This is a genomic window from Aliirhizobium smilacinae (genome assembly GCF_006335145.1).
Taxonomy (GTDB): domain Bacteria; phylum Pseudomonadota; class Alphaproteobacteria; order Rhizobiales; family Rhizobiaceae; genus Neorhizobium; species Neorhizobium smilacinae.
This window is the reverse complement of sequence record NZ_VDMN01000001.1, coordinates 163,352-187,209: the sequence shown is the minus strand read 5'-3', so window position 1 is coordinate 187,209 and position 23,858 is coordinate 163,352. Positions and strand designations below refer to the sequence as shown.

At 60.1% G+C, this 23,858-nt stretch carries 19 protein-coding genes; 11 read left to right on the top strand and 8 right to left on the bottom strand.

Features of this window, described 5'->3' with window-relative positions:
• The first annotated feature begins 62 nt into the window (after positions 1–62).
• On the top strand, positions 63–506 hold the full coding sequence (locus FHP24_RS00835) for a hypothetical protein (RefSeq protein ID WP_139671542.1): 444 nt from the start codon (positions 63–65) through the stop codon (positions 504–506).
• A 9-nt stretch (positions 507–515) separates the two neighbouring features.
• Entirely contained in the window at positions 516–872 is a 357-nt protein-coding gene (locus FHP24_RS00830) for a hypothetical protein (RefSeq protein ID WP_139671539.1), read from the top strand.
• A 47-nt stretch (positions 873–919) separates the two neighbouring features.
• Here FHP24_RS00830 and FHP24_RS00825 read toward each other — a convergent pair whose 3' ends face one another.
• A complete protein-coding gene (locus FHP24_RS00825; protein ID WP_139671536.1) occupies positions 920–1,447 on the bottom strand; it encodes a gamma carbonic anhydrase family protein in 528 nt (175 codons plus the stop codon).
• Between the two features lie 23 nt (positions 1,448–1,470).
• Positions 1,471–2,157, bottom strand: coding sequence for a fumarylacetoacetate hydrolase family protein (locus tag FHP24_RS00820; protein ID WP_139671532.1), 687 nt, complete (start codon positions 2,155–2,157; stop codon positions 1,471–1,473).
• A gap of 231 nt (positions 2,158–2,388) precedes the next feature.
• Here FHP24_RS00820 and FHP24_RS00815 point away from each other — a divergent pair, with 231 nt between their 5' ends.
• Complete coding sequence (locus FHP24_RS00815) at positions 2,389–2,691, top strand: hypothetical protein (RefSeq protein ID WP_139671529.1); 303 nt, start codon at positions 2,389–2,391, stop codon at positions 2,689–2,691.
• Positions 2,692–2,812: 121 nt separating this feature from the next.
• On the opposite strand, the gene FHP24_RS00810 is transcribed toward FHP24_RS00815, so the two are convergent.
• Positions 2,813–3,094 carry a hypothetical protein gene (locus FHP24_RS00810; protein WP_139671526.1) on the bottom strand — a complete coding sequence of 94 codons (282 nt, stop codon included), beginning with the start codon at positions 3,092–3,094 and terminating at the stop codon, positions 2,813–2,815.
• 243 nt (positions 3,095–3,337) lie between these two features.
• On the opposite strand from FHP24_RS00810, the gene dusA reads away from it, so the two are divergent.
• Both dusA and FHP24_RS00800 read left to right on the top strand, forming a co-directional pair.
• Positions 3,338–4,384 (top strand): tRNA dihydrouridine(20/20a) synthase DusA, encoded by a 1,047-nt coding sequence (gene dusA / locus FHP24_RS00805; protein WP_281287384.1) that lies wholly within the window; start codon positions 3,338–3,340, stop codon positions 4,382–4,384.
• A gap of 144 nt (positions 4,385–4,528) precedes the next feature.
• Positions 4,529–6,907, top strand: a complete 2,379-nt coding sequence (locus FHP24_RS00800; RefSeq protein WP_246091557.1) for a bifunctional diguanylate cyclase/phosphodiesterase — start codon at positions 4,529–4,531, stop codon at positions 6,905–6,907.
• 54 nt (positions 6,908–6,961) lie between these two features.
• Here the strand turns inward: FHP24_RS00800 and FHP24_RS00795 are convergent, their stop codons facing one another.
• Positions 6,962–7,189, bottom strand: coding sequence for a hypothetical protein (locus tag FHP24_RS00795; RefSeq protein ID WP_139671520.1), 228 nt, complete (start codon positions 7,187–7,189; stop codon positions 6,962–6,964).
• A 1,175-nt stretch (positions 7,190–8,364) separates the two neighbouring features.
• On the opposite strand from FHP24_RS00795, the gene FHP24_RS00790 reads away from it, so the two are divergent.
• Positions 8,365–8,730 (top strand): DUF6693 family protein, encoded by a 366-nt coding sequence (locus tag FHP24_RS00790; protein WP_139671517.1) that lies wholly within the window; start codon positions 8,365–8,367, stop codon positions 8,728–8,730.
• A gap of 184 nt (positions 8,731–8,914) precedes the next feature.
• On the opposite strand, the gene FHP24_RS00785 is transcribed toward FHP24_RS00790, so the two are convergent.
• The 3 genes from FHP24_RS00785 to FHP24_RS00775 all read right to left on the bottom strand — a co-directional run bounded on the left by FHP24_RS00785 (position 8,915) and on the right by FHP24_RS00775 (position 15,779).
• Entirely contained in the window at positions 8,915–10,243 is a 1,329-nt protein-coding gene (locus FHP24_RS00785) for an oligogalacturonate lyase family protein (RefSeq protein ID WP_139671514.1), read from the bottom strand.
• Positions 10,244–10,608: 365 nt separating this feature from the next.
• A complete protein-coding gene (gene uvrB / locus FHP24_RS00780) occupies positions 10,609–13,734 on the bottom strand; it encodes an excinuclease ABC subunit UvrB (RefSeq protein ID WP_139671511.1) in 3,126 nt (1,041 codons plus the stop codon).
• An 83-nt stretch (positions 13,735–13,817) separates the two neighbouring features.
• Positions 13,818–15,779 carry a putative bifunctional diguanylate cyclase/phosphodiesterase gene (locus tag FHP24_RS00775; RefSeq protein ID WP_180355845.1) on the bottom strand — a complete coding sequence of 654 codons (1,962 nt, stop codon included), beginning with the start codon at positions 15,777–15,779 and terminating at the stop codon, positions 13,818–13,820.
• Between the two features lie 388 nt (positions 15,780–16,167).
• Here FHP24_RS00775 and FHP24_RS00770 point away from each other — a divergent pair, with 388 nt between their 5' ends.
• The 3 genes from FHP24_RS00770 (at position 16,168) to FHP24_RS00760 (ending at position 19,514) form a co-directional block, all read left to right on the top strand.
• A complete protein-coding gene (locus FHP24_RS00770; RefSeq protein ID WP_139671505.1) occupies positions 16,168–17,643 on the top strand; it encodes a DUF1800 domain-containing protein in 1,476 nt (491 codons plus the stop codon).
• 4 nt (positions 17,644–17,647) lie between these two features.
• Complete coding sequence (locus FHP24_RS00765; protein WP_139671502.1) at positions 17,648–18,835, top strand: DUF1501 domain-containing protein; 1,188 nt, start codon at positions 17,648–17,650, stop codon at positions 18,833–18,835.
• A gap of 253 nt (positions 18,836–19,088) precedes the next feature.
• Positions 19,089–19,514: a hypothetical protein gene (locus FHP24_RS00760; protein WP_139671499.1), complete on the top strand. Its 426-nt coding sequence runs from the start codon at positions 19,089–19,091 to the stop codon at positions 19,512–19,514.
• Positions 19,515–19,901: 387 nt separating this feature from the next.
• Here the strand turns inward: FHP24_RS00760 and FHP24_RS00755 are convergent, their stop codons facing one another.
• A complete protein-coding gene (locus FHP24_RS00755; RefSeq protein WP_139671496.1) occupies positions 19,902–20,288 on the bottom strand; it encodes an acyl-CoA thioesterase in 387 nt (128 codons plus the stop codon).
• A gap of 244 nt (positions 20,289–20,532) precedes the next feature.
• Here FHP24_RS00755 and FHP24_RS00750 point away from each other — a divergent pair, with 244 nt between their 5' ends.
• Both FHP24_RS00750 and FHP24_RS00745 read left to right on the top strand, forming a co-directional pair.
• Positions 20,533–22,347 (top strand): methyl-accepting chemotaxis protein, encoded by a 1,815-nt coding sequence (locus FHP24_RS00750; RefSeq protein ID WP_139671493.1) that lies wholly within the window; start codon positions 20,533–20,535, stop codon positions 22,345–22,347.
• Between the two features lie 201 nt (positions 22,348–22,548).
• Entirely contained in the window at positions 22,549–23,814 is a 1,266-nt protein-coding gene (locus FHP24_RS00745) for an extensin-like domain-containing protein (RefSeq protein WP_139671490.1), read from the top strand.
• The last annotated feature ends 44 nt before the right edge of the window (positions 23,815–23,858 follow it).

The window sequence follows — 23,858 nt, the reverse complement described above, 5'->3', positions numbered from 1 at the left end:
CGCCTATTGAAAATAACTAAACCTTATGTAGAGTTTTCCCTATCGAAATATTGGGGGACGTCATGAGGTTTTCTGCATTTGCATCATCCGTATGCCTGCCGGTTCTGCTTGCCGGATGCCTGACCTTTGCGCCCAAATATAGCGACGTCATCTTTCAGAAGCTCGGTGTGGTGGGGACCGAGCTGACGAAGCTTGAGATACTGATCGAGACCAGGGCGCCACAGCCCGTCGCTTATTCCGGTGTCGAACCGCTCTACATTTCTGCCCTCGCTTCCGCGAAGGAGGCTCAGGATCTGGCAACGAAGCGTCCGGCATATCTGGAAGGTCAGCCAGCGGCGAAGGCGGCCGAACTGGTCGCCCAGAATATCCAGGCGTGCTGGGACGCGATCGAGTTCTCCAGAAAGAGGTTCGCGCGTGAAGGGCAGGCCCGGAACGAGCTAGATAATATCGCTATCGTCAAGAACATTTGCGCCATTCCGAAGACGATGGAAGGCGCGCTCAAATAGGGGGATGTCATGGCTTTTGATGTATCGAAGTTCAAACCGAAATCTGCCGACGAACTGTTTGATGGCCTCGTGTCGGTGGTGAAGGATGTCGCACTGGAACAGTGGACTCAGATCAAGGGGGAAATGACCTATCACTTCAAATTCATCGCCGAAAAGACGGCCGAAGTCGCGGCCAAACTCGCCGGCGGTATTATCGACGACAAGGAAGCGGATGCGACGCTGCATCTGCTGGAGGTTAACCTGAACAGTGCGCTCAAGCAGTTCGCGTTCATGGCTTATGTGACCGCACAGAAAATTCTGAGCGCGGTATTCAACCTGCTGAAAAGCGCAATTCGAAACCTGACTGGGGTAAAGCTGCTGTTCTGATGGCTGTCACGAGGCCATCCCGGACATGCTGAATCGCTCCGGCTTCGTCACAAAATTCGCAGGTCCCGCGAAAACCGCTTCCAGTTTTCCACATACCGTGCCGAAGAAGCGGTGAGCTTTGCTGCCGCTTCTTCGTCCAGCAGGCGTATCGCCTTGGCTGGTGAGCCGACGATCAGCGAATTGTCGGGAAATTCCTTGCCCTCTGTGACGAGTGCATTGGCGCCGACAAGGCAGTTCCTGCCGATCTTCGCGCCGTTCAGGATCGTCGCGCCCATGCCGATCAAAGAATTGTCGCCGATCGTGCAGCCATGCACGATCGCATGATGCCCGATCGTGCAGTCTGCGCCGATCGTGACGGGGAAGGCGGGATCGGTATGCACCATCACGCCTTCCTGAATGTTGGAGCGGGCGCCGATCGTGATCGGCTCGTTGTCGCCACGCAAGGTCGCGCCGAACCAGATGCCGACGTCATCGCCAAGCACAACCTTGCCGATGACATTGGCATCCGGCGCCACCCAGTAGCGGTCCGGTTCAGGGAGTTTCGGTGCAAATTCTCCGAGTGCGTAGATCGGCATCCGCGGTCTCCCTGCCGAAAGGCTTAGATCACCGTCAGCGACAATTCGCCGACGCCGGCCACACCACAAGTCACCTTGTCATCCTTGACGATCGCGCCCACACCGGCCGGCGTACCGGTCATGATGATGTCGCCCGGCGCCAGCACGAACTGTTTGGAAAGTTCGGCGATGATTTCCGGCAGTTTCCAGATCATCTGGTTCAGGTCGCCATCCTGCTTGCGGCTGCCATTGACGTCGAGCCAGATCGAACCGTCCTGCGGATGGCCGATCTTCGAAGCCGGCACGAGTGCCGAAACCGGAGCCGATTTTTCGAATGCCTTTGCCACTTCCCAAGAACGGCCCGCCTTCTTCATCTGGTCCTGCAGGTCGCGGCGAGTGAAATCGATGCCGACGCCATAACCATAGACCTTGGACAATGCGTCTTCGGCGGGGATATCGGCACCGCCGCCGGAAAGCGCCATCACCAGTTCCACCTCGAAATGCACGTTGGACGATAGAGGTGGGTAGGGAAAGCTTTCGCCGTTATAAACGTTGTCGGCATTCTTCTGGAAAAAGAAGGGCGCTTCGCGCGAAGGATCATGCCCCATTTCGATCGCGTGGTCGGCATAGTTGCGGCCGACACAATAGACCCGGCGAACCGGGAACTGTTCGGTCGCACCGACAACGTCGAGAAGTACGGATTCGGGGGCGGGGATCACGGTAGCGCGCATCTGGGTATCCTTGAAACGATAAATGCTGGAAGGCTTTGTCCAACAATTTTTCAAACAATCCTAGCCCATTTCCAACCCTTGGGTACGGCAGGGGGATATTTTATCGGGGTGCCAAAAAAGGCTGCGAGAGACGCTTCCGCTTCTGCGATCCGACACCATCTATCTCTTGCACAGCGCCGATATTCCGGTCATCCCTTAGGCTGAACAGCAGAAGAATCGAAAGTCGCCCCCATGTCGAAACCGCCAAAGCCGAAACAGTCAGCATCAAAAGCGCCCAAAGAACCCTCACTCGAGCATTCAGAATTCTCTGGCGAATTCGAAGATGACGACGTGACCGTTCTGGTCGATATTTTTCGCGAAGCCGGCACCAATGGCGACTGGACGCTCGAAGTCATCAGCCAGACCGAAGTCGTCACGACCTGGGAAGAGAATTTCGAAACCGACCAGGCCGCTTGGGAAGAGTTTCTGGCGACTGCCGAACGCGACGGAGTGAAGAGTTTTCTTGAAGAAGACGATGCACCCTCGGTTCATTGAGGTGGCCTGCGGGCGTCCGTTTTGACTGACGCCAATCCAAAGTTCGGCAAGGTTCCACGGAAAGAGGGGCCGTTGCTATCTGGGAATTTTCGAAAGGCGGCCTTGCGGCCGCCTTTGTATTTTAGTCCCGGTCCGAACCGGCTTTAGACAACAGAAATGCAAAAGCAGCCGTCAGTGCCAATGCGCCGACGATTGCGCCGGTCGTTGTTCCCGGGTTGCGACGCACGGTGTCGGAGAGTTGGTAACCCTCATGGCGAAGCTGGCGTACCGCTTGGCGGGCACGCGGCACGATATAGCTTGAAGCATCGTCCGCCGACACGCTGGCCTGTTTCGCCAGAGCGGCACGGAGGTCTGTCAGCTGGGCGGTCAGGCGTTCGATATCGGCGGATAAATCGCGGGCCATGGAAATTCCTTGGTTGAAATGGATACGAGCATCAACGGACAAGATGCGATCCGGTTCCCCTTGCCGACAGCTTTGCACCAGCCGAGCCTTCCTTTTCCAGACGTTCGACTGTATAGCACCGCAATTCCGTCCACCCGCCCGAAGGCGCGGACGGTTTCCGAATTTATCACAGGCCTTTCGATCGGGAATATCCCCGAGGCCGCAGGACATGGCATAGTGTCGAGCCTATGCGGAGCAGATGACGTGAGCTTTTACCAGACAGCGTTGACATCCGGGGAAAAGATTTTCGCGGTCGCGCCCATGATCGACTGGACAGATCGCCACTGCCGTTATCTGCACCGGCAGCTTTCGTCGCGCGCACTGCTGTATACCGAAATGGTGGTGGCCGATGCGATCATTCATGGTCCGCGCGATCGTCTCCTGTCTTTTTCGCCGGCAGAACATCCCGTTGCGCTGCAGCTTGGCGGTTCGGACGTTGGCAAGCTCTCCGAAGCGATCCGCATTGCCAGCGATTATGGCTATGACGAGATCAATCTCAATGTCGGCTGCCCTTCCGACCGCGTACAGTCCGGCACGTTCGGTGCCTGCCTGATGCGTGATGCCGGCCATGTCGCCGATCTCGTTGCCGCGATGAAGACGGTTTCGACGGCACCCGTCACGGTCAAGTGCCGCATCGGCATCGACGATCAGGAGCCCTCGGACGTCCTGCCGGATTTTCTGGACCGGATGATCGGTGCAGGGGCCGATGCGATCTGGATCCATGCCCGCAAGGCCTGGCTGCAGGGGCTGAGCCCAAAGGAAAACCGCGAAATCCCGCCGCTCGACTACGATCTTGTCCACCGCATGAAGCGTGAGAACCCGAACGTTTTTCTCGGCATCAATGGCGGCATTTCCGATCTCGATCAGGCGAAAAGTCACCTGGCGGTGATGGATGGCGTCATGCTAGGCCGCGCCGCCTATCAGAATACCGGTCTTCTGGCCGGCGTCGACGCCATGCTGGAAGGCTCGGATTGTGCAGAGGGCGGCGCGTCCGATACCGACTGGCTGGCACTGCGCGACACGATGATCGCCTATGCCGAAGAGGTGATCGCCTCTGGCGGCAGGCTGCACCATGTCACCCGCCACATGGTCGGGCTGTTTCAGGGTTATGCAGGCGCAAGGCGGTTCCGCCAGATCCTGTCTTCAGAGGCGACAAAACCCGGCGCCGGGACCGAAATCATTTCAGCCGCCTTCGCCGCCATCGATCTTGCCGGCATTCGCGAGCGCGAGGCTGAGCGGATCGCGGTTTAGACCCCCAGTATTCTATGGGAAAACGTGCGCGTCCCGAAATGCGACACGCTTGCGTTGCTTCATATTAGATGTTTCTTAAATAGCGTACCCGTAATGTTCCAGCCATAGACGGTGAAATCAATCACCGCTTGGATCTGGTAGTGTATGATGTTCAAGGTTCTGGAATGCGTCGCGGTCCAGCACGATCACGCCCTGGTGGCTCTCGCAGCCGGCATATGCGTCATTGGCATGCTGGCTTTCTTTCTGATCCATCGCCGGGCAATCGAATGTAGCGAAAAACGCCGGAAGATCTGGCTTCTCGTTGCAGCCGTCACCGGCGGGCTTTCGGTCTGGGCTACCCATTTCGTCGCCATGCTCGCCTATGAGGGCACGATCGACATCGAGTTCGAGCTCTTCCGCACGGTGCTTTCCGCCATCATCGCCGCCGTCGGTTTCTGGGCAAGCCTCAAGATCGCCGAGGGCGGCACGCTGAAGAGCGAAATCCTCGCCGGCACGGCAGCGACCGTCTCCGTTGCCGCCATGCATTTTACCGGCACCGCTTCGATACGCGCAGCAGCGACCATCCACTATGAGATCGGCATCATTCCGGTCGCAGCCTTGTTGTCGATCGGTCTTCTCACTTTCGCTTTCCGCATGTCGATGCGCCGCAAGGGCCGTCGCGGCCTGTGGGCGGCCGTTGCGGCGAGCGTCCTGTCCATATGCCTCCTGCATTTCTCCGCCATGTCGGCCACCACGCTTGTGCCTGATCCGTCGCTGCCGCAGGCCTCGCTGGACGGCAGCGGGCGGATCTGGATGGTCTGGGCCGTCTCGGTCGTTGTCGGCATGATCATCGTCGCCGGCATGATCGCAAGTTTCCTCGACCGCTATCTCACCGACCTTCGCGGTTTCGCCAATGCGACGCTCGAAGGCCTGGCGGTTGTCCGCGAGGGCGTCATCATCGAGGCGAATGCGCGGTTCCCCGCCATGCTCGGCCTGCGTGACCGCGATGTGATCGGCCGTTCGCCGGACGCGCTGATGGTCGCGGCCGACGGGATCTCGCTGATCGATGTCGAGCGCACCCGTGCCGTCGAGGCACAACCCCTGAAGGCCGGACCGCTGAAGCCCGGCAAGGAGGCCTTTCTCGAAGTCGCGGTCCACACGATCGAATATCGCGGCCGCCAGTGCCAGGTCCTTGCGGTCCGCGACCTCACCGAAAAGCGCATCGCCGAACTGAGGGTCGAGCACATGGCCCGCCACGATGCGCTGACCGACCTTCCCAACCGCTCGCTGTTCAACGAAAAGCTGGAGGCGGCGATCGATATCGCCGGCAGCGCCGACGAGCGGCTGGCGGTGCTGGCACTCGATCTCGACCGCTTCAAATCCGTCAACGACGTGTTCGGCCATGCCGAGGGCGACCGGGTCCTGGTCAAGGTCGCCGACATATTGCGCCGCTGCGCCGGGGTGACCGACACGCCGGCCCGCATCGGCGGCGACGAATTCATCATCCTCCAGCCCGGCCTCGACCAGCCGACTGCCGCCTATCTGCTTGCCGACCGTATCCTCGATACGTTCCGGCAGGAGATGAACGTCAATTTCGATCCCAAGGCGGTCGGCGTCTCGATCGGCGTGTCGATCTTCCCCGAGGACGGCCGCACCGCCGACGAGTTGCGCAATGCCGCCGACATGGCGCTGTACAACGCCAAATTCTCCGGCCGCGGCACGGCTGCCTTCTATTCCGCCGACATGGACGCGGACCTGCGCCAGCGCCGCCTGCTGGAAAGCGAGCTGCGACACGCGGCTCTGCGCGACCAGCTGTCGCTCGTCTTCCAGCCGCTGTTCGATGCCTCGAACGGCACCTGCACCGGATACGAGGCGCTGATGCGCTGGCACCACCCGGATCTCGGCCAGGTCTCGCCTGCGACTTTCATCCCGGTGGCGGAAGAGACCGGCATCATCGTCACGCTCGGTGAATGGGCGCTGCGCGAGGCCTGCCGCACCGCCGCCTCATGGGACGACGGCCTGGCGGTGGCGGTCAATGTCTCGGCGGTGCAGTTCCGTTTCCCCGATCTGGTCGATACGGTCGCAGCAGCGCTGACCGACAGCGGGCTCGAACCGCACCGGCTGGAGCTGGAAATCACCGAGACCTCGCTGATCGAAAACCGCGACGCGGTGCTCGCCATGCTGAAAAAGCTTCGCGCGCTCGGCGTACTGATCGTCATCGACGATTTCGGCACCGGATATTCGTCGCTCAGCAACCTGCAGACCTTTCCCTTCGACAAGATCAAGATCGACCGCAGCTTCATCTGGCAGATGGAGGAGGACGAGAGCGCCCGCGCCATCGTCAAGGCGATCATCGGGCTGGGCAAGAGCCTCGACCTGCCGGTCGTCGCCGAAGGCATCGAGACTTTTGGCCAGCACCGGATGGTGATCGAGGAAGGTATCGAACAGTTGCAGGGCTTTCTGCTCGGCAAGCCGAAAAGCGCCGGCGAGGTGGAAGTGCTCTCCGGCCTGCGCCAGCTGCCGCCCTTCCGAAAGCGGGGATAAGGCGAGGCGGCGAGGGGAAGGCTCAAGCCGCGTCCGGACGCTTGCCGCATTGCCTCAGCCGTCCGTACTGGCCTGCCTGTCGGCCGCTGCCATCCGCTTTTCCCTTGCGCGCCGGGCCGCGTCCCATTGTTTGGCCATCCAGCGGTTCGGCAAGTTGCGGGCAATCGCGATCGCCAGATCGTCAAGCAGCCGTTGCGGCCCGCTCGTCGTGTTGAAAAACGCGCCATCGCTCCCGAGAAACCCCTTGGCGAAATGCGCTGCTTGATAGATCTCGTCGAACATTGCCCTCTCGGCGGAATTGAGATTGCCGAGGCAGCAGGGCTCGCCGGTGTCGGAAAAATACCAGCGACAACGCTGGCCGCGCCTGCAACTGCGGCGGCGGCAGGCAATATGGGGTGTCGCCAACGCCTCGGCGGTACGCATGGCGAGATTGGTATCGAGTGGTTTTTTTCACTGGGCATGGTTTCCCCTTGGCGATCCTCGTTTTTCCTCGGGTCCAGCCCGAAGAACGCTCCCCGATAGGAGAGACTTGAACGGACGGGGCGCTGAAAGCTGCCTCGTAAGTTTTAGTTTATGTGGCACCTCTCAGCGCCCCGTTCGGCAGTTTTTATCCGCGACTCCGGTCCCTCTGCCTTGGCCTGTCCGGATGGTGTTCGTCTGATGCCACGAAACACGGGCGGAACGACTTACCGCCAACACTCCGCTTTACCGCCGCCGGGCTACCCGCTTTTGGCAGGCGGACTTCAGCAGCCCGGCGAAACCATCCCTGAAGCCACCCTGTGTGCCGCACAGGCACATCCGACGCGCCATTCGGGCATCAGAAGCGGAAAGGCCGGTCCGAAACCTTATCCGCTTCCCCCGTGTCGCCGGAGGGAGACCTTTTTCCGCGGACCCCGGTGGTGACGATTCACGTCGTCCCGCCACCACCAGCGCCGGTCCCGCCTCGCCGGCACGCCTGCCGGTGTATCCATGACGGAACGGGAGGATTGTAGGCATGGGTTTGGAGGGTGGGGATGGAAAAAGATGTAAAGGATTGGATTTGTTGAGCGGGAGGTTTGAAACGTCCCCGGACGGAGGGATCCCCTCACTTGCAATTTCTGAAACTTAGCCTTCGGCTAAGATTTCGAAATTGCTTTCTCTCCCACAAGGGGAGAGATACGGGTGCGGCACCCTCGACGCTTTACCTCTCCCCTTGTGGGAGAGGTTACAAAATCAAGATCTTAGCAAAGCTAAGTCTTAGATTTTGTTGGTGAGGGGATCTTTGTCTTCTACCGGCGACCGTTGCCTTGCAGACGTTCCAGCGTCTTGGGAATGAGCAAGACGGATAGGTCTGTTTCGCTGACCGCCTCCGAGAGTAGATTTCACCCTACAACGAAAAATCTGCCGCAATTGACACCCTGTCAGCTTCTGGCACTGTGGCCTCGGGCAACCATCATCGTGTCGGGGGACAGGACAGCATGAACCAGCTCTTGCAGGCGGCTCAGACCGGGTCGCGGGCGGCGCGTCTGCGCTGCGAATTTTCGATCGGTCAGTCGATCGGCCATGTCATCGTCTGGGTCGTCCTGACGATCATCACCTTCGGCCTCGCGCTGCTGGTCTTTCCCTATTATCTCAACCGGGCGGTGCTGAACCGGACGGAAGTGCTCGACCAATCGGGCCGCCCGATCGGCAAACTGCGCTGCAATTTCGACCTGATCTCCTCGATCGGCCACGTGATCATCTGGGGGATATTGATCATCATCACCTTCGGGATCGCCGGGTTCTTTTATCTCTACCGGGTAGTGAGGGTGGTGCTGAGCGATACGGTGATTGAGTATTATTGAGGAGATCGTTCTTGCGTTGGTCGTTTCTTCGAGCGCAGCCGCGAGGTCAATGAGAATGTGCAGGCTCCATCTCGTTCGAACTGTTTGTATCTCAGCGCAAATGCCGCAATTCCGCGCCATCGTTTTGTAGTTCCCTACAATGGCGCGGATGAAGAGGTCGCCTCAATGGCAAGATCGCGTCACGTCAGGCCGATTTCTCGACCTCAACCCCATAAACGTGAATCTCTCCATGCATGTTCGACTTGAATGTCAGCCACTTCGAATCCGCGGAGAATTGCACGTTTGGTTCGGTGCGGTAATCGTGCGAGGTCAGGTCGACGACTTTTTTCGACTTGAGCTTGCCCGGACGGATCAGATCCTGCGTATCGGCGCCGAGCGTGCGTTTGTCCTCCACGAGTTCCTCTTCGTAGAGATAGATATATTTGCCGTCGGGCGCATGCGAATCGAGATCCAGACCTGCACCATCGCCGCCGATCAGTTTGCCGTCGCGCGTGGTGTTGAAATGGAGCGACCATTCGTTGCGCTCCATGTGACGCCAGATACGCTCGCCGGTCGTCATGTCGTAGCTCGCCAGCCAGAAGTTTTCGCCCTGAGGGCGTTGGATGTCATACCAAATCGCCTTGCCGTCAGCCGAGATGAACTCGTGGCCGGCTATCTCCATCTCCATACTGCGGTGGTGGATGCAGGTTTTGGCTGAGCCATCGGCGCGCACTGTCCAGATCCGGTCCACCATGTGCCAAGGCCCTTCGTGGCAATACATGATCTGGCCCGGATCGGTCGGCGAGAAGACGACGTGATTGAGCCAGTTGTGATCGTCTTGCAGCACCGTGTTGCGTTTGCCCGTTTTCAGGTCGATGGTGAAGATCTCCATCGGGATGCTCTGCTTCAGTCGCTCTGCCATGCGGTACATCTTGGCATCTGCGAAGCTCATCGGCTTGCCGTCGGGACCGATGGCGTTGTAGCCGCCATCGGTGCCCGCGACCTTGGGGCCGGGCTGTAGTTCGTATTCGCGCTCCTGCCAGCGGCCCAGCATCAGCGTTTCGTCGGCGTTGGACTGAAACAGCGTGCCGTTCATATTCTCGGCAATCTGCGTAACCTTACCGTCGGGTATAGAGACGGCATAGTAGTTCAGTCCCGTCGCGTCCTTGCCGCCACCCTTGGCATCCTTGTGATACACATAGGCGATATTCTCGTTGCGCGAGACCATCATGCATTCGTAAGGCCCCTCGATCAGCGGTACAGCCTCGAATGTCTGCAGGTCGACGACGTCGCAGCCCCGAGCGGAATCGTAGACCGTGTAACGGCCATCTGCAGTGAATGCATTGTCGGTGAAATACAGCACATGCGAGCCCGGATTTGGCGACAATCGGCGAACCAGATGGCCCGACAGTGGGTCGCGAAACGATTTCGGGGCATCCGACGCTGCTGCTTTCGCCACGTAAGGCGTCGGAAAACCGCTTATGGAAAGTGCTCCGGCTGCGCTCGCGTAACCGATAAATTGACGTCTATTCATTACCTTCCTCCTGAATGAACACGCGGAGCCTACGAAATTGAAACGGTGTTTCAATGCGAAAAAAATGTAGTTTCATTTAAAAGAAAATGACGTTTCAAAGTTATTATGCTCATGGAGCGTTTCCTGGCATGTTCAACGGAAGCCGGCGTCTGATCTTAGGTGAAGGTTTTCTGTCGTGCGGGCTGCCGTAGCGACGAGGCGGCAATCAGGTGGAGGCAATCAGCAGGAATACTGCAGCAATTTTTCCGGTCGGATTTCTTCGGGCATATAACCAGAATGCGGACCAGACAGCTTTCATCCAATACGCATGATGGACCGGGTTTATGTCCCGATCCATTCACCGATAGATTTCAGATGTGCCGTGGTCACCGCCCCGGCCGGCCCGTCTTGCCCTTCGTCCGTCCCTTGCGCTTCTGCTCTCCGGCATCCTCATAACTCCCGGCACCGACCTTGCCGCGCACGATCGGCCTTGGATCGTCCTTGGCTCGGGTCTCGTTGCGCTCGCCAGCAGCGGACGGATCGGCGCGTTCGGGTTGGCCTTCCATGAGCGGCGAGAAGCGTTTTTTGGTGCTGTAGGTTTCCGGCGGGCGTTCGGGCAAGGGGGCGTTGGCCGGCTTTTCGGTGCGGCCGACGGTCATTTCGTCGAGGCTGTTGCGGCGGAAGAGCGGGCGCGTGGCGTCGGTACCCGGGCCCATGTCGTCAAGGGTGGGTTTGGCGAAGTAGGAGGCTTGCTCCCCTGATCTCCCCCCTTGTGGGGGAGATGCCCCGACAGGGGCAGAGGGGGGTATGGCCGCAGGCTCGGAGGGTAAGGCGCCCCCCTCTGTCCTGCCGGACATCTCCCCCACAAGGGGGGAGATCGACTCGCGGGAAGCGCTTGCTCCACCTCGCTTGCTGCCCTTGCCGCCGCCTTCCTGCGATCTTGCCTCGTCCCTGGCGATCGGATCGTCCATGGTTGCCAGTTCGGCGGCCTTGAGGCGTTTGATTTCGTCGCGCAGGCGGGCGGCTTTTTCGAAGTCGAGATCGGCGGCGGCATCGCGCATGCTCTTTTCCAGCGCGTTGAGATGGGTCTGGAGATTGTTGCCGACCAGGTGGCCGCCGTCTGCAAAACCCTTGCCGGACGCGCCGGAAATGTCGGCGCGGACGTGGTCGCGCTCGTAGACAGAGTCGAGAATGTCGGAAATGCGGGCCTTTACCGATTCCGGGGTGATGCCGTGTTCGGTATTATAGGCGACCTGTTTTTCGCGGCGGCGGGCGGTTTCGTCCATCGCTCTTTGCATCGAGCCGGTGATCTTGTCGGCATAGAGAATGACCCTGCCGTCGACGTTACGCGCGGCACGGCCGATGGTCTGGATCAGCGATGTCTCCGACCGGAGAAAACCCTCTTTGTCGGCATCGAGGATGGCGACGAAACCGCATTCCGGGATGTCGAGGCCTTCGCGCAGCAGGTTGATGCCGACGAGGACGTCGAAGGCGCCGAGGCGCAGGTCGCGGATGATCTCGATGCGTTCCAGCGTGTCGATGTCACTGTGCATGTAGCGGACGCGAACGCCCTGTTCGTGCAGGTATTCGGTGAGGTCTTCGGCCATGCGCTTGGTGAGCACCGTGCAGAGGGTGCGATAGCCTTTTTGCGCGGTTTCGCGGATTTCGCCGAGCACGTCGTCGACCTGGGAGCGGGCCGAGCGGACTTCGACGGGAGGATCGATCAGGCCCGTGGGGCGGATGACCTGTTCGGCAAACACGCCGCCGGACTGTTCCATTTCCCAGTTGCCGGGCGTGGCCGAGACGGCGACGGTGAGCGGGCGCATCGCATCCCATTCCTCGAAGCGCAGCGGGCGGTTGTCCATGCAGGACGGGAGACGGAAGCCGTATTCGGCGAGCGTCGCCTTGCGCCGAAAGTCGCCGCGATACATGCCGCCGATCTGGCTGACGGAGACGTGGCTTTCGTCGATGAACAGCAGCGCGTTGTCGGGGATATATTCGAACAGGGTCGGTGGCGGCTCGCCGGGATTGCGGCCGGTGAGATAGCGGGAATAGTTCTCGATGCCGGCGCAGGAGCCGGTGGCTTCGAGCATTTCGATATCGTAGCGGGTGCGCTGTTCGAGGCGCTGGGCTTCCAGCAGGCGGCCGCCCTTTTCCAGCTCGGCAAGGCGGACTTTCAGCTCGTCCTTGATCGATTTGATCGCGCCGTTGAGGGTGGGGCGCGGCGTGACATAGTGCGAGTTGGCGTAGATTTTGACGCTTTTCAGGTCGCCGGTCTTGTGGCCGGTGAGCGGGTCGAATTCGGTGATCGAGTCGATCTCGTCGCCGAACATCGAGATGCGCCATGCGGCATCTTCCAAGTGGGCGGGGAAGATTTCGATCGTGTCGCCGCGGACACGAAAACTGCCGCGGATGAAATTGATGTCCTGGCGTTTGTATTGCTGGGCGACGAGGTCGGCGAGCAACTGGCGCTGGTCGAGGCGGTCGCCGACTTCCATCTGGAAGGTCATCGCGGTGTAGGTTTCGACCGAACCGATACCGTAGATGCAGGAGACCGAGGCGACGATGATGCAGTCGTCGCGTTCCAGCAGCGAGCGGGTGGCGGAGTGGCGCATGCGGTCGATCTGTTCGTTGATCGACGATTCCTTCTCGATGAACGTGTCGGAGCGCGGCACATAGGCTTCCGGCTGGTAATAGTCGTAATAGGAAACGAAATATTCGACCGCGTTGTCCGGGAAAAAGTTCTTGAACTCGGAATAGAGCTGGGCGGCCAGCGTCTTGTTGGGCGCGAGGATGACGGCGGGGCGCTGGGTCTGTTCGATCACCTTGGCCATGGTGAAGGTTTTGCCCGAGCCGGTGACGCCGAGCAGCACCTGGCTGCGCTCGTTGTTGTTGATGCCCTCGACGAGGTCCTTGATCGCAGTCGGCTGGTCGCCGGCGGGTTCGTATTCGGAGGACATGCGGATGTTGATGCCGCCTTCGGATTTTTCCGGGCGGGCAGGCCGGTGTGGCGTCCACAGTTTTCCGTCCTTGAACAGCGGGTTGCCCGATTCGATCAGGGCCGACAAGGCTTCGACCGTGGCGGTGACGGCGCCGGTGGCGAGGTGTTCGGCTTCTTCCAGCGAGACATCCATGCCGGCGACCGGATTGAGGCCGGCGGCGGCGCGGGTTTTCGGATCGTTGGAGGCGCCGATCGAGACGCCGCGGGCGGTTTTGCTGGCGGTGGTGTGTTTTGCGGTTTTCGGCTTCGCCTTGGCTGTTTCCTTGGCGGCGGCCTTGATGGCTTCCTCGCGCGCCGCGATCTCGATCTTCTTGCGGTGTTTGCCCGCCTTGGAGGCGATCTGGCGCTGTGTCTCCATGCCCGACAGTTCGGCTTCCGATTCGAGCTGCCTCACCCAGTCGGAGACGCTGCCTTCAAGCGGCGCGCCTTCGAACGACGACTGGGGAGCTTCACCGAAACCGGAATGATCTTCGCGGGTATCGGGCGTGGATTTTTTCGGGGATCTGGCCATGTCGCGAATATGGAGAGAGTTTTCGTCAAAGTGAAGGGGGCGAACCGGAAAATGAGTACAAAAGGGAAACGGTTTTTCGCTGCCTAGGCAGCCGGCGTCAGCACCCGTGTCAGCAGCCAGCCGGCGATGGCGTCGACCGGCATCGGGCGGCCGAGGAAATAGCCCTGGGCGGCGGGACAGCCGAGGCCGCGCAGGGTGGCGGCTTCTTCCGCCGTCTCGACGCCCTCGGCGATGATGTCCATTGCCAGCGCCTTGCCCAGCCCCGCCATGGCGCCGACGATTTCCTGGTTCTGGAAGCTCGTCTCGATGCCGGCGACGAAACGGCGGTCGAGTTTCAGCCGGTCGACCTTCAGCGTGACGAGGTAGGCCAGAGACGAATGGCCCGCGCCAAAATCGTCGACGGCGAGCTTGTAACCGGAGCGTTCGATATGTTTCAGCTGCTCGCCGGCCACCAGCGTGTCGAGGATCGCTTCCTCGGTGATCTCGATCTCGAACAAAGCCGGATCGATGCCATGCGCATGGGTGATCCGGTCGAGCGTTTCGGCGACGGAATAGAGCTCGAATTCACGCGGCGAGACGTTGACCGACACGGTCGCTTCCGGCAAGCCGAGCGAGGGCAGCGTGGTGAGCAGTCGGCAGGCGCCGGTTGCGATGCTCGCAGTCAGGGCCTCGGAAAGATTGGCCGTATGCGCTGCCGCGACGATTTCCGGCGGTGCGATGGCGCCGAGCGACGCATGGGTCCAGCGCACCAGCGTCTCGAAGCCGATGACGCCATTCTGCGCAAGTTCGACCTGCGGCTGGAAGAAGACGGTGAGGGCACCCGACGCGATCGCGCCGGCAAGATCCTGTTCGATCCGTCGCTGGCGGTCGGCGCGGGCTTTCAGCGACGGGTCGAATTCCCGCCACTGGCCGCGGCCTTCGTCCTTGGCACGGTAAAGCGCCATGTCGGCGGATACGAACAGGTCTGCAGCGCTTTCGGCATGTTCCGGCCATGTGGCAAAGCCGACGGACACGCCGGAGACGACCGGGCGTCCGCGGATGACGAACGGTTCGCGGCCGCGGTCGAGGATGCGGGCAGCCAGCTGGCGCGCTTCGGCCGCCGCGGTGGCTCCGCCGATGACGACGGCGAATTCGTCGCCGCCCAGCCTTGCGATAAAACCACGTTCGCCGACGGCCTCGCGCAGCCGGTGGCTGGCTTCCAGCAGCAACTCGTCGCCGGCCGAATGGCCGAACGTGTCGTTGATCGTCTTGAACCGGTCGAGATCGAGGATCAGCAGCGCCAGTTGCTCGTCATGTGCGCGGGCATTTTCGATGCCGCGTTCGAGCGAGACGTTGAACGCGGCGCGGTTGGCGACGCTTGTCAGCGGATCGCGATTGGCGAGAACCTCGAGGCTTTCATTGGCGCTGAGAATGCTGGCATTCGCCCGGCTGAGCGATTGCGCCAGCGCCGTCGCCTTTACCTGCGCCTCGATATTGCCGATGACGATCGCCTGGCCCTTCATGCTGCTCTTGTAGAGCACAAGGGTCAGCGCCAGCACGTTGAGCGCGAGAAGCTGCCCCCCGGCCGCCTTGCTCATCAGCAGGGTTGTAACGACGGCAATATGGACGGGAAAGGCAAAGGCCAGTGCCGTGACTGCATGACCAGTACCGAGCAGCACCGCGCCTGTGGCCATTCCGCACATCAGGATATAGATGCCGCCATCGACGCCCAGCGCATCGAAATCGGAGAGAACAAAGGGCAGGGCACCCCAGGCGATACCGCTGACGAACGCGCCGCCGGTCATCAGGCGAAGACAAAGGTTCGGTCGCAGCTTGTCCATCCGGCGGCGTTTCACCATCGTGCCCACGGCAAATCGCCCGACGATCGTTGCCAGAGTAGCGCCGAACCAGATGACGGCAAACGTGGTGATGCCTCGGTTGATCGAACTCATCAGCAGAGCCGAAAACGACACGGCAGCATTCACCGTAAGCGTCGTCGGAAGGCGCTCAAGTGTGGCTGCGGCTTGCGCCCGCCTCACCGCGAGTTCTAGTCGCGGGGCGTTCATCTGACTTGTCGAATCCTGCAGCATTCACTAGGTCGTCACATTCAAGGGCGGTGAGTGTAACATAAGGTGAAGCTAATAATAAAGTCTTTCCGATGGCCTGGCCATGCGCAATTAAGGCTCTCATGCCGTTAAATGCTGGCTTTCGCCGTGTGCGATCGGCCCTTTCTATCCGGCTTGCAGCTTTAATGCCGAAACTGTGAGATGAGCCGGCGAAACCATTGTGTTGAGATGGGGATGCGATCGACATTCACGGTCTGGGGGTATCCGGAACCTGAATATTAATCGACCGTTGGATTACAATCCGTCCATCTCTCGAAATCGCCACATTCTGTCACCGTTTCCGCCCTACTTGTCGGTGACGTTTCTAAAATAGAACAAGGAGTAGCGCATGGCTCTTGCGAGGCCCACGCTTGCGGCAATCCGCTATGGATATGGTCTTCGGCCCGGGCAGGACAGCCCGTCCGATGCCGATGGGCTGATGACACAGCTCAAGAAAGGCATTGCGGCGAAGGATCGTTTCCCGCGGGAAGGGCTTGTGGGCCGTCGCGAATCCGCCACCCGCGTAATCTCCCTGCGGGCCGCGGAGGCCAAGGCTGCCCGCGAAGGCAAGCCGAACGAGGGCATTCGCAAGGAAACCCAGCGGGAAGCGCAGCGTATCTATCGCGTCGATGCGATGTCGCGCCTGGCGCAGGCAATTCATTCGCCTTTCGGTTTTTACGAACGGCTGGGCAGTTTCTGGATGGATCATTTTTCCACCAGCGCACTGAAATCCCTGCCGATGCGGATGATCGTGCCGCTGTATGAAACGGAAGCGATCCGCCCCAATATGGCGGCTACGTTCTCCCAGATGCTGCAGGCCGCAATCCTGCATCCGGCGATGCTGATCTATCTCGACCAGGACCAGAGCGTTGGACCGGATTCGCGGGCCGGCCAGGAAACCGGTCGCGGCCTGAATGAAAATCTCGGCCGCGAATTACTGGAACTGCACACGCTCGGCGCCGGAAGCGGCTACACTCAGGAAGATGTGCGGGCAGCGGCTCTGATCCTGACCGGCCTGACCGTCGACAATCGTGCGCTGCAGATGGTCTATCGCCCGCGACGCGCCCAAGGCGGGACGATCACGCTGCTCGGGCGGGAATACCAGGACGACGAGGCCGGCAGCCAGGACCATGTGCGCATGCTGGAGGATCTTGCTGCTGATCCCCGCACGGCAACCCATATCTGCCGCAAGCTGGCGGCCCACTTCATCAGCGACACGCCGCCGACTGAAATCACCGAGGTGATGGTCGCGGCCTGGAAGGAAAGTGACGGCAATCTTGGCGAGGTTTATCGGGCCATGCTTGAACATCCGCTCGCCTGGGAAGAACCGGGCGGGAAGATCAAGCAGCCCTTCGAATTCGTCGTGTCGGGTTTCCGCGCCCTGAATTTGCCCGACGACAACATGTCGGCGCTTCTGGCCGACATGGAAGGCGATGACGATGATGTCGGGCCGGTTGGAAAGGCGATGCAGATGGCCGGTACCGCCAAGGCTGCCGAATTGCGGCGCAGACGTGCCGGGCAGGCGAATGCGCTGACGCTAGGGGCGCTGCAGAAGATGGGGCAACCGATCTGGCAACCGCCAAGCCCGGCAGGCGTGCCCGATACGAGCGGTGCCTGGCTGACGCCCGCTCAACTCAGCGAACGGATCGACTGGTCGCGCCGCGTCGCAAAGCTGCTGGGGCAGAAGCTCGAACCTTCCGAATTCCTGCAGGCCGCGCTCGGAGATGCTGCATCTGCGGAGACCGTGCGGATCATTTCGCAGGCGCCAAGCAGACTGCACGGGATCACGATGGTTCTGGCATCGCCGGAATTCAACAGGAGATAGACCGATGAGCCAGAACGAGAGCGCCACGAATTTTCGCCTCTCCCGTCGGGGATTTCTCGCTGGAGCCTGCTGCGCGGCGGCGGCGCCGGTCCTGACGCCGGTCACCTTTGCGGCCATGCCCGGAGACAATCGTTTCGTCACCATCATCCTGCGCGGCGCGATGGATGGCCTCGACCTTGTGCAGCCTTATGGCGACCCGGCTTTTGCCGCGCTGCGGCCCAAGCTGGCGCTGACGCCGGATACGGGCCTGCTCGACCTCGACGGATTTTTCGGCCTCAATCCGGCAGCTTCGGCGCTGATGCCGCTATGGAAGGCAGGGCATCTGTCTTTCGTTCACGCCGTTTCGACACCTTATCGCGACCAGCGAAGCCATTTCGACGGTCAGGATATTCTGGAGACTGGCGGTGCCGACAAGAGCCAGAAGAGCGGCTGGCTGAACCGGGCGCTGGCCGTCATCCCGCGTTCGGATGCGCGCAAGGCGATCGATATCAACACGTCGATGGAACTGATCCTGACCGGACCGAACCAGACGGATAGCTGGTCCAGCCAGAGCGACTTTTCTCTGGCCGACGACGAGATCGCCTTCCTCGACCGGCTTTATTCCCACGATCCGCTTTTCGCCAAGGTTTTTGACGAGGCCAAGACGAGGGACAAGGCGGCGGATCTTCTTTACACGGACGGAAAGCGCGGATCGGGCATTGCCGACATGGCGAGGCTCGCCGGCGGAATGCTGCGGGAGCAATACCGGGTCGCAAGCTTTTCGATCAACGGCTGGGATACCCATGTCGGGCAGGCCGGACAGTTCAAGAAGGCAGCCGGCGACCTTGCGACCGCGATCACGACACTGAAGGATACTCTCGGCGACGAAGTCTGGAACAAGACCGTGGTTCTGGCGATGACCGAATTCGGGCGCACGGCACGGGAAAACGGCACCAACGGCACCGACCACGGAACGGGCGGCTTGGCGGTGCTGGCCGGTGGCGGTGTGGCCGGCGGCAAGGTGCTTGGGCAGTGGCCGGGACTGGGTGAGGGAAAACTGCTCGACGAGCGCGACCAGATGCCGACCGGCGACGTCCGCGAAGTCGCCGCCGCCATGCTCTACCGTCAGTTCGACATCAAGCCAAGCAACCTGACCAGCCGCGTGTTTCCGGGGCTGGGATTTGATGAGGGCTCGGTGTTTTTGAAGGGGTGAGGTGGCGCTCACTGCCGCCCATAATGCGATGCGCTGGTGATAAGCTGCTTCTGTTTTGAGCGGACGTTTTATCTCTGCTGCCGGTTTTCTCTGGATAACACCAATTCGTGTTTAGCTTTCGGCAATCAATCGGTTTGAAGCAAAAGCTCCGAACTCAAGTCGTCGAGTTTTTATATCGATCATTAGGAATGAAGAGTTTATGCCTTCAGAGTGATCGAGTGGTAACTCGGCCGCGTGAAGATCGGAGAACATAATGTTTACAAAGCCCATTAGCGAAGAAGATTTTGTCACTGCGATGACTGGCCTCGAAGGAGCACCTCTCGATATCTCGGCGTCCCATTTTACCAATGGCAAGACTGTAAGACTTCTCGCGGCACGATATGAACCCGCGCATCATGCGGTCGCACCTTTCTCGCGGGCCCATTTGATAAAATCAATCGAACACCTTCTCCAAGTCCCTGAGACCGGGAAAGTGTCAATCTACGATATCGCTCACGGGCGCCCGATGTATTTGAATGACCTTGCGAGTTCATTTCCATCCCTCGTCATCTATGTGGCAAGATCGGGTAAAAAGGCCTTTGCAATCATCAAGGCAATTGACCGCACAAATCCTGACGCAGACAAATTCTGGCATGGCTATCACGGTAACGAAAAACTGCCGAGCAGCAGCGCTGCGTGAAAATTTCTCAGGCTGGTGTATCCCTCCCGACATCGGCGTAGTGTGATTGCCCGTCGAAGAGTTTCCTCAGACAAATTCTGGTACGATAGAGCAGTAAATGGACAAGTTTATTTAGTTATGGCTAAATAACGTCGGGGCGTTGCTTTGGCGCCTTTGACCTCCAGTCAAGATACGGGCCCCTCGGAACCACACGAGGGGCCTTTCTCTGTACGGTAGTGAACCCTTTTTCGCCTATCCAGCCGATCTATATCAACTGCCGGGTGCGGGAGGGGCTTGTCTCTCCCCAAGCCGCGTTGGCGGCACACTTGGCTTTACCGCTGCGTTAACTGAAGCGACGCAGGCACCCGTCAAGCCTATAGAACGCGTGGGCGATGGGACAGAGCGCAATCATTCGGCCGGTACAGCCTTCGGCTTGCCATCCTCGTCGAGCGCGACCATGACGAAGGTTGCTGCCGTGACCTTTTCCTGCGCCTGGTGGCGCGAGCGATGGGCCCATGCCTCGACATTCAGCGTGATCGATGTCGTGCCGACGCGGGTGATTTCCGTGTAGATGGCGAGTGTGTCGCCGATCTTGACCGGTAGCTGGAATGCCATTTCCTTGACTGCTGCGGTAACGACGCGGCCGCGGGCGCGTTCTGCGGCGCGGATGCCGCTGGCAAGGTCCATCTGGGCCATGACCCAGCCACCAAAGATATCGCCGGCAGGGTTGGCGTCGCTCGGCATGGCCAGCGTTCGAAGTGTCAGTTCACCGGTCGGTTTGGCGGCGTCGGTCATTCCGGGATTATCCTTTACAATTAGACGTGTTTGTCGGGAGGCGGACACTAGCCTTGTTTCTGGCGAATGCCAGTTTCTTTTGGTCATGGCGACTATGTCCGATCATCATGACTTGGCGAAGGAGAGTATCCAAAGAACAAAGCTGCATTCGACTTGGTTGGATGTTGCCTTTCAAGTTCTTCACGGCCCGGTAACTTCCGATCATTATCATTTAATGAGATTTGCAAATATCGGGGGAGATATCATGCAGCGTCTTGCCATTTCCTGGCGTCTTTATTGTCTCGTCGCGCTGTCGCTGGTCATTCTGGCCGGGGCACTGACCTTCAGTCTATTCGAGAGCTATACTTCATCCGAGCGCGAGCGCAAGGCAGGGCTTGCCCAGATGAACGACACGGCGCTTGCCGTGCTTGCAAAATATCAGGCGCTCGAAACGTCCGGTGCCATGTCTCGTGATCAGGCACAGGCAGAGGCGAAAGGTGTGATCGCCGCCATGCGCTACGACAATGGCTCCGGTTATTTCTGGATCAACGACATGCATCCGAAAATGGTCATGCATGCGGTGAAGCCGGAGATGAACGGATCGGATCTCAGCCAGAACAAGGATCCGAACGGCAAATTCCTGTTCGTCGAATTTGTTCAGGTGGTGAAGGCAAACGGCAAGGGTTTTGTCGATTATTACTGGCCGAAACCGGGCGCCAGCGAACCGGTGGAGAAGTTTTCCCATGTGGCCGGTTTCGCGCCCTGGGGCTGGGTCGTAGGCACCGGTGTTTATGTCGATGACCTGAAGGCGATGTTCCGCAAGGACGCGACAGATTTCGCCATGATATTTGCAGTTGGCGCGGCTCTCTTGATCAGCGGAGCGTGGCTGGTGGTAAAAAGCGTGACCGGCCCGCTGTCGAAAGTGCAGGCGGTACTGCAGTCGATTGCCGGTGGTTCTTCCGGCGTGGCTGTGCCTTGCACCGAACAGAAGAACGAGATTGGCAAGATGGCACGGGCGTTGGTTGTGCTGCGCGACAATGTCGAGGAACGGGCGGCATTGCAGACCCGCGAGGCGGAGCAGCAGCGTTCCATCGCGGCCGAGCGTTCGGCAAGCGAAAGGATGATTTCCAGCGCCGCGGACCGGCAGTCCTACGCCATGCGCGAACTCGGGCAGGCGTTGGAAAGTCTTGCTGCCGGCGATCTTTCCGTGTCCCTCGGTGATATCGGTCAGGACTACACCAAGCTCAGGCAGGATTTCAACGATGCGGTAGGTGCACTCAACGCGGCGATCATGGCGATTTCCGAAACCGGTATGATCGTCCGCGACAGCGCTTCGGATATTTCCGGCGCGACCGGCAATCTCGCCAGACGGACCGAACAGCAGGCCGCCGCACTCGAAGAAACCGCCGCAGCGCTCGACGAGATCACCACCACCGTGCGCATTGCCTCGCAACGCGCAGGGGAAGCCCGCCAGATGGTCAGCGAAACAAAACTCAGCGCCAGCCGCTCCGGTGAGATCGTTCGCAATGCGATCGATGCCATGGGCCGCATCGAGGGTTCGTCCGGCCAGATCAGCCAGATTATCAGCGTTATCGACGAAATAGCATTCCAGACCAATCTTCTGGCGCTCAATGCCGGCGTCGAGGCTGCACGTGCAGGCGAGGCGGGAAGGGGATTTGCCGTCGTGGCGCAGGAAGTGCGCGAGCTGGCGCAACGATCCGCTAAGGCTGCCAAGGAAATAAAGGTTCTGATCGGCAATTCGGTGCAGGAGGTCGAGGGTGGCGTAAAACTCGTCCGTTCGACCGGCGATGCGCTGGTGGAGATTGCGACTTTGGTCGAGAAGGTCAATGCCCATGTGGAGACGATCGCCACCACATCGCAGGAACAGGCGAGCGGGCTGGCCGAGATCAATGCCTCGGTCAATCACATGGACCAGATGACCCAGCAGAATGCTGCGATGGTGGAAGAGACGACGGCGGCGAGCCAGACACTTGCCGACCAGAGCCTGCATCTGCAGCAATTGCTTGGCACGTTCCGTTTGGGACATGCGGATGCCCGATCGGTGTCACGCGCAGCGTGATGCAAAGCTAGCAGAATTTCAGTTCATGTTCGGGCCGGGATGCACAAGCGTTCCGGCCCTTTTTGTCTATCGCCCATCCCAATGTGGCGACAGTAATCCTAAATGGCCCAGAAACGGCCATTCTTCATCAAGCTTTCGTTTACCCAATCTGCCTAAAATCAAGATCTGTGTCATTTCGGCATCGAGAGAGCGGCAACTGGTATGGCGTATGCTTCCCTATCGACGCGGGTAATAGCCTCGCTGATGGTTTCGACCATGCTGGTAGCCTGTTCGGCCGACAGCCTTGTGCCTCCGGCATCGATCGACAACGGCACGCAGGTCGGCTCGATCTCGCGTTCTTCCCCGCCGGCACCGATATCCCACCCTGCAACGCAGCAACCTTATTCCGTCGCATCCGCGCCTATGTCTCAGGTGGGTGGCGGCGGATATGGGGCGGCGACCGCGCCATCCGGTGACAATGGTCATTATCTGCGTGCGCCGAACGGCGCACCGGCGACGATCCCGCCCGGTGGCGTCAGCATGGACGAGGAATTCGGGTTTGCCCCCGATGAAAGCGATGTCACGGGACTTGCCGAAGAACAGGACACCGATATCGCCGAAGGCGTCGGCGACCAGCCGGTGGTCGATGGGATCGGCACCGACAATCCCGTTGCGCTCAAGGCAAGGCATCAGCCTATCGACGCCCCACGTTCGGACGACCGAGTGATCGTGCCCCCGAAACGGCAAGCTGCCGGCATCGGCGGGCAGGGGGCATCGGCCTCGATGACCTGGGACGACAATTCTCCCGTCGTTGCGGCGCGCCGCGCGCCTGCGGGAACACAGGAGGTCGCGATGCTGCGGCCGAACAATCCGGTGGCAAGCGATGCGCCGATGAGTACGCCTGACGGCGCCTGGCAGCGCACCGTCATGCCCCAGTCGGAAGTTTCCTGCCGCACCGAGCTTCGTCGCCTGGGCGTCGAGTTCAAGGATCTGCCGCGCATCTCACAGGGCAATAGCTGCGGCATCGATTATCCGGTAAAACTTGCCGGCTTGTCCGGCGGCATCGACGTGAGGCCGGCGGTAACGCTGAATTGCCAGGTGACGCTTGCCTTCGCCAAATGGGTGAAGAACGATCTCGCCATCTCCGCCCGCACCCGTTATCTCACCGGCATCCGCCAAATCCAGCCGATGGGCGGTTATTCCTGCCGCAAGATGAACAACAGCCGCCAGCGCTACAATCCGATGTCGGAACATGCGCGTGGCAACGCGATCGATATCGGCCGGATCACGCTGAAGAACGGCCACGATATCGACGTCCGCAAGAAGGGCCTGTTCTCCTTCCGCGAAGGCGGATTGCTCAAATCGGTGCGCGGCGACAGCTGCAAGTATTTCTCCACCGTGCTCGGACCCGGCAGCAATGCCGAACACTGGAACCACTTTCATTTCGACCTGCGCTCCCGCAAGGGCGGTCGCCAGTATTGCGACTGACGGCGCTCTGGATATGAGGCAAGAAGATCAGCTTATTCGTTCGG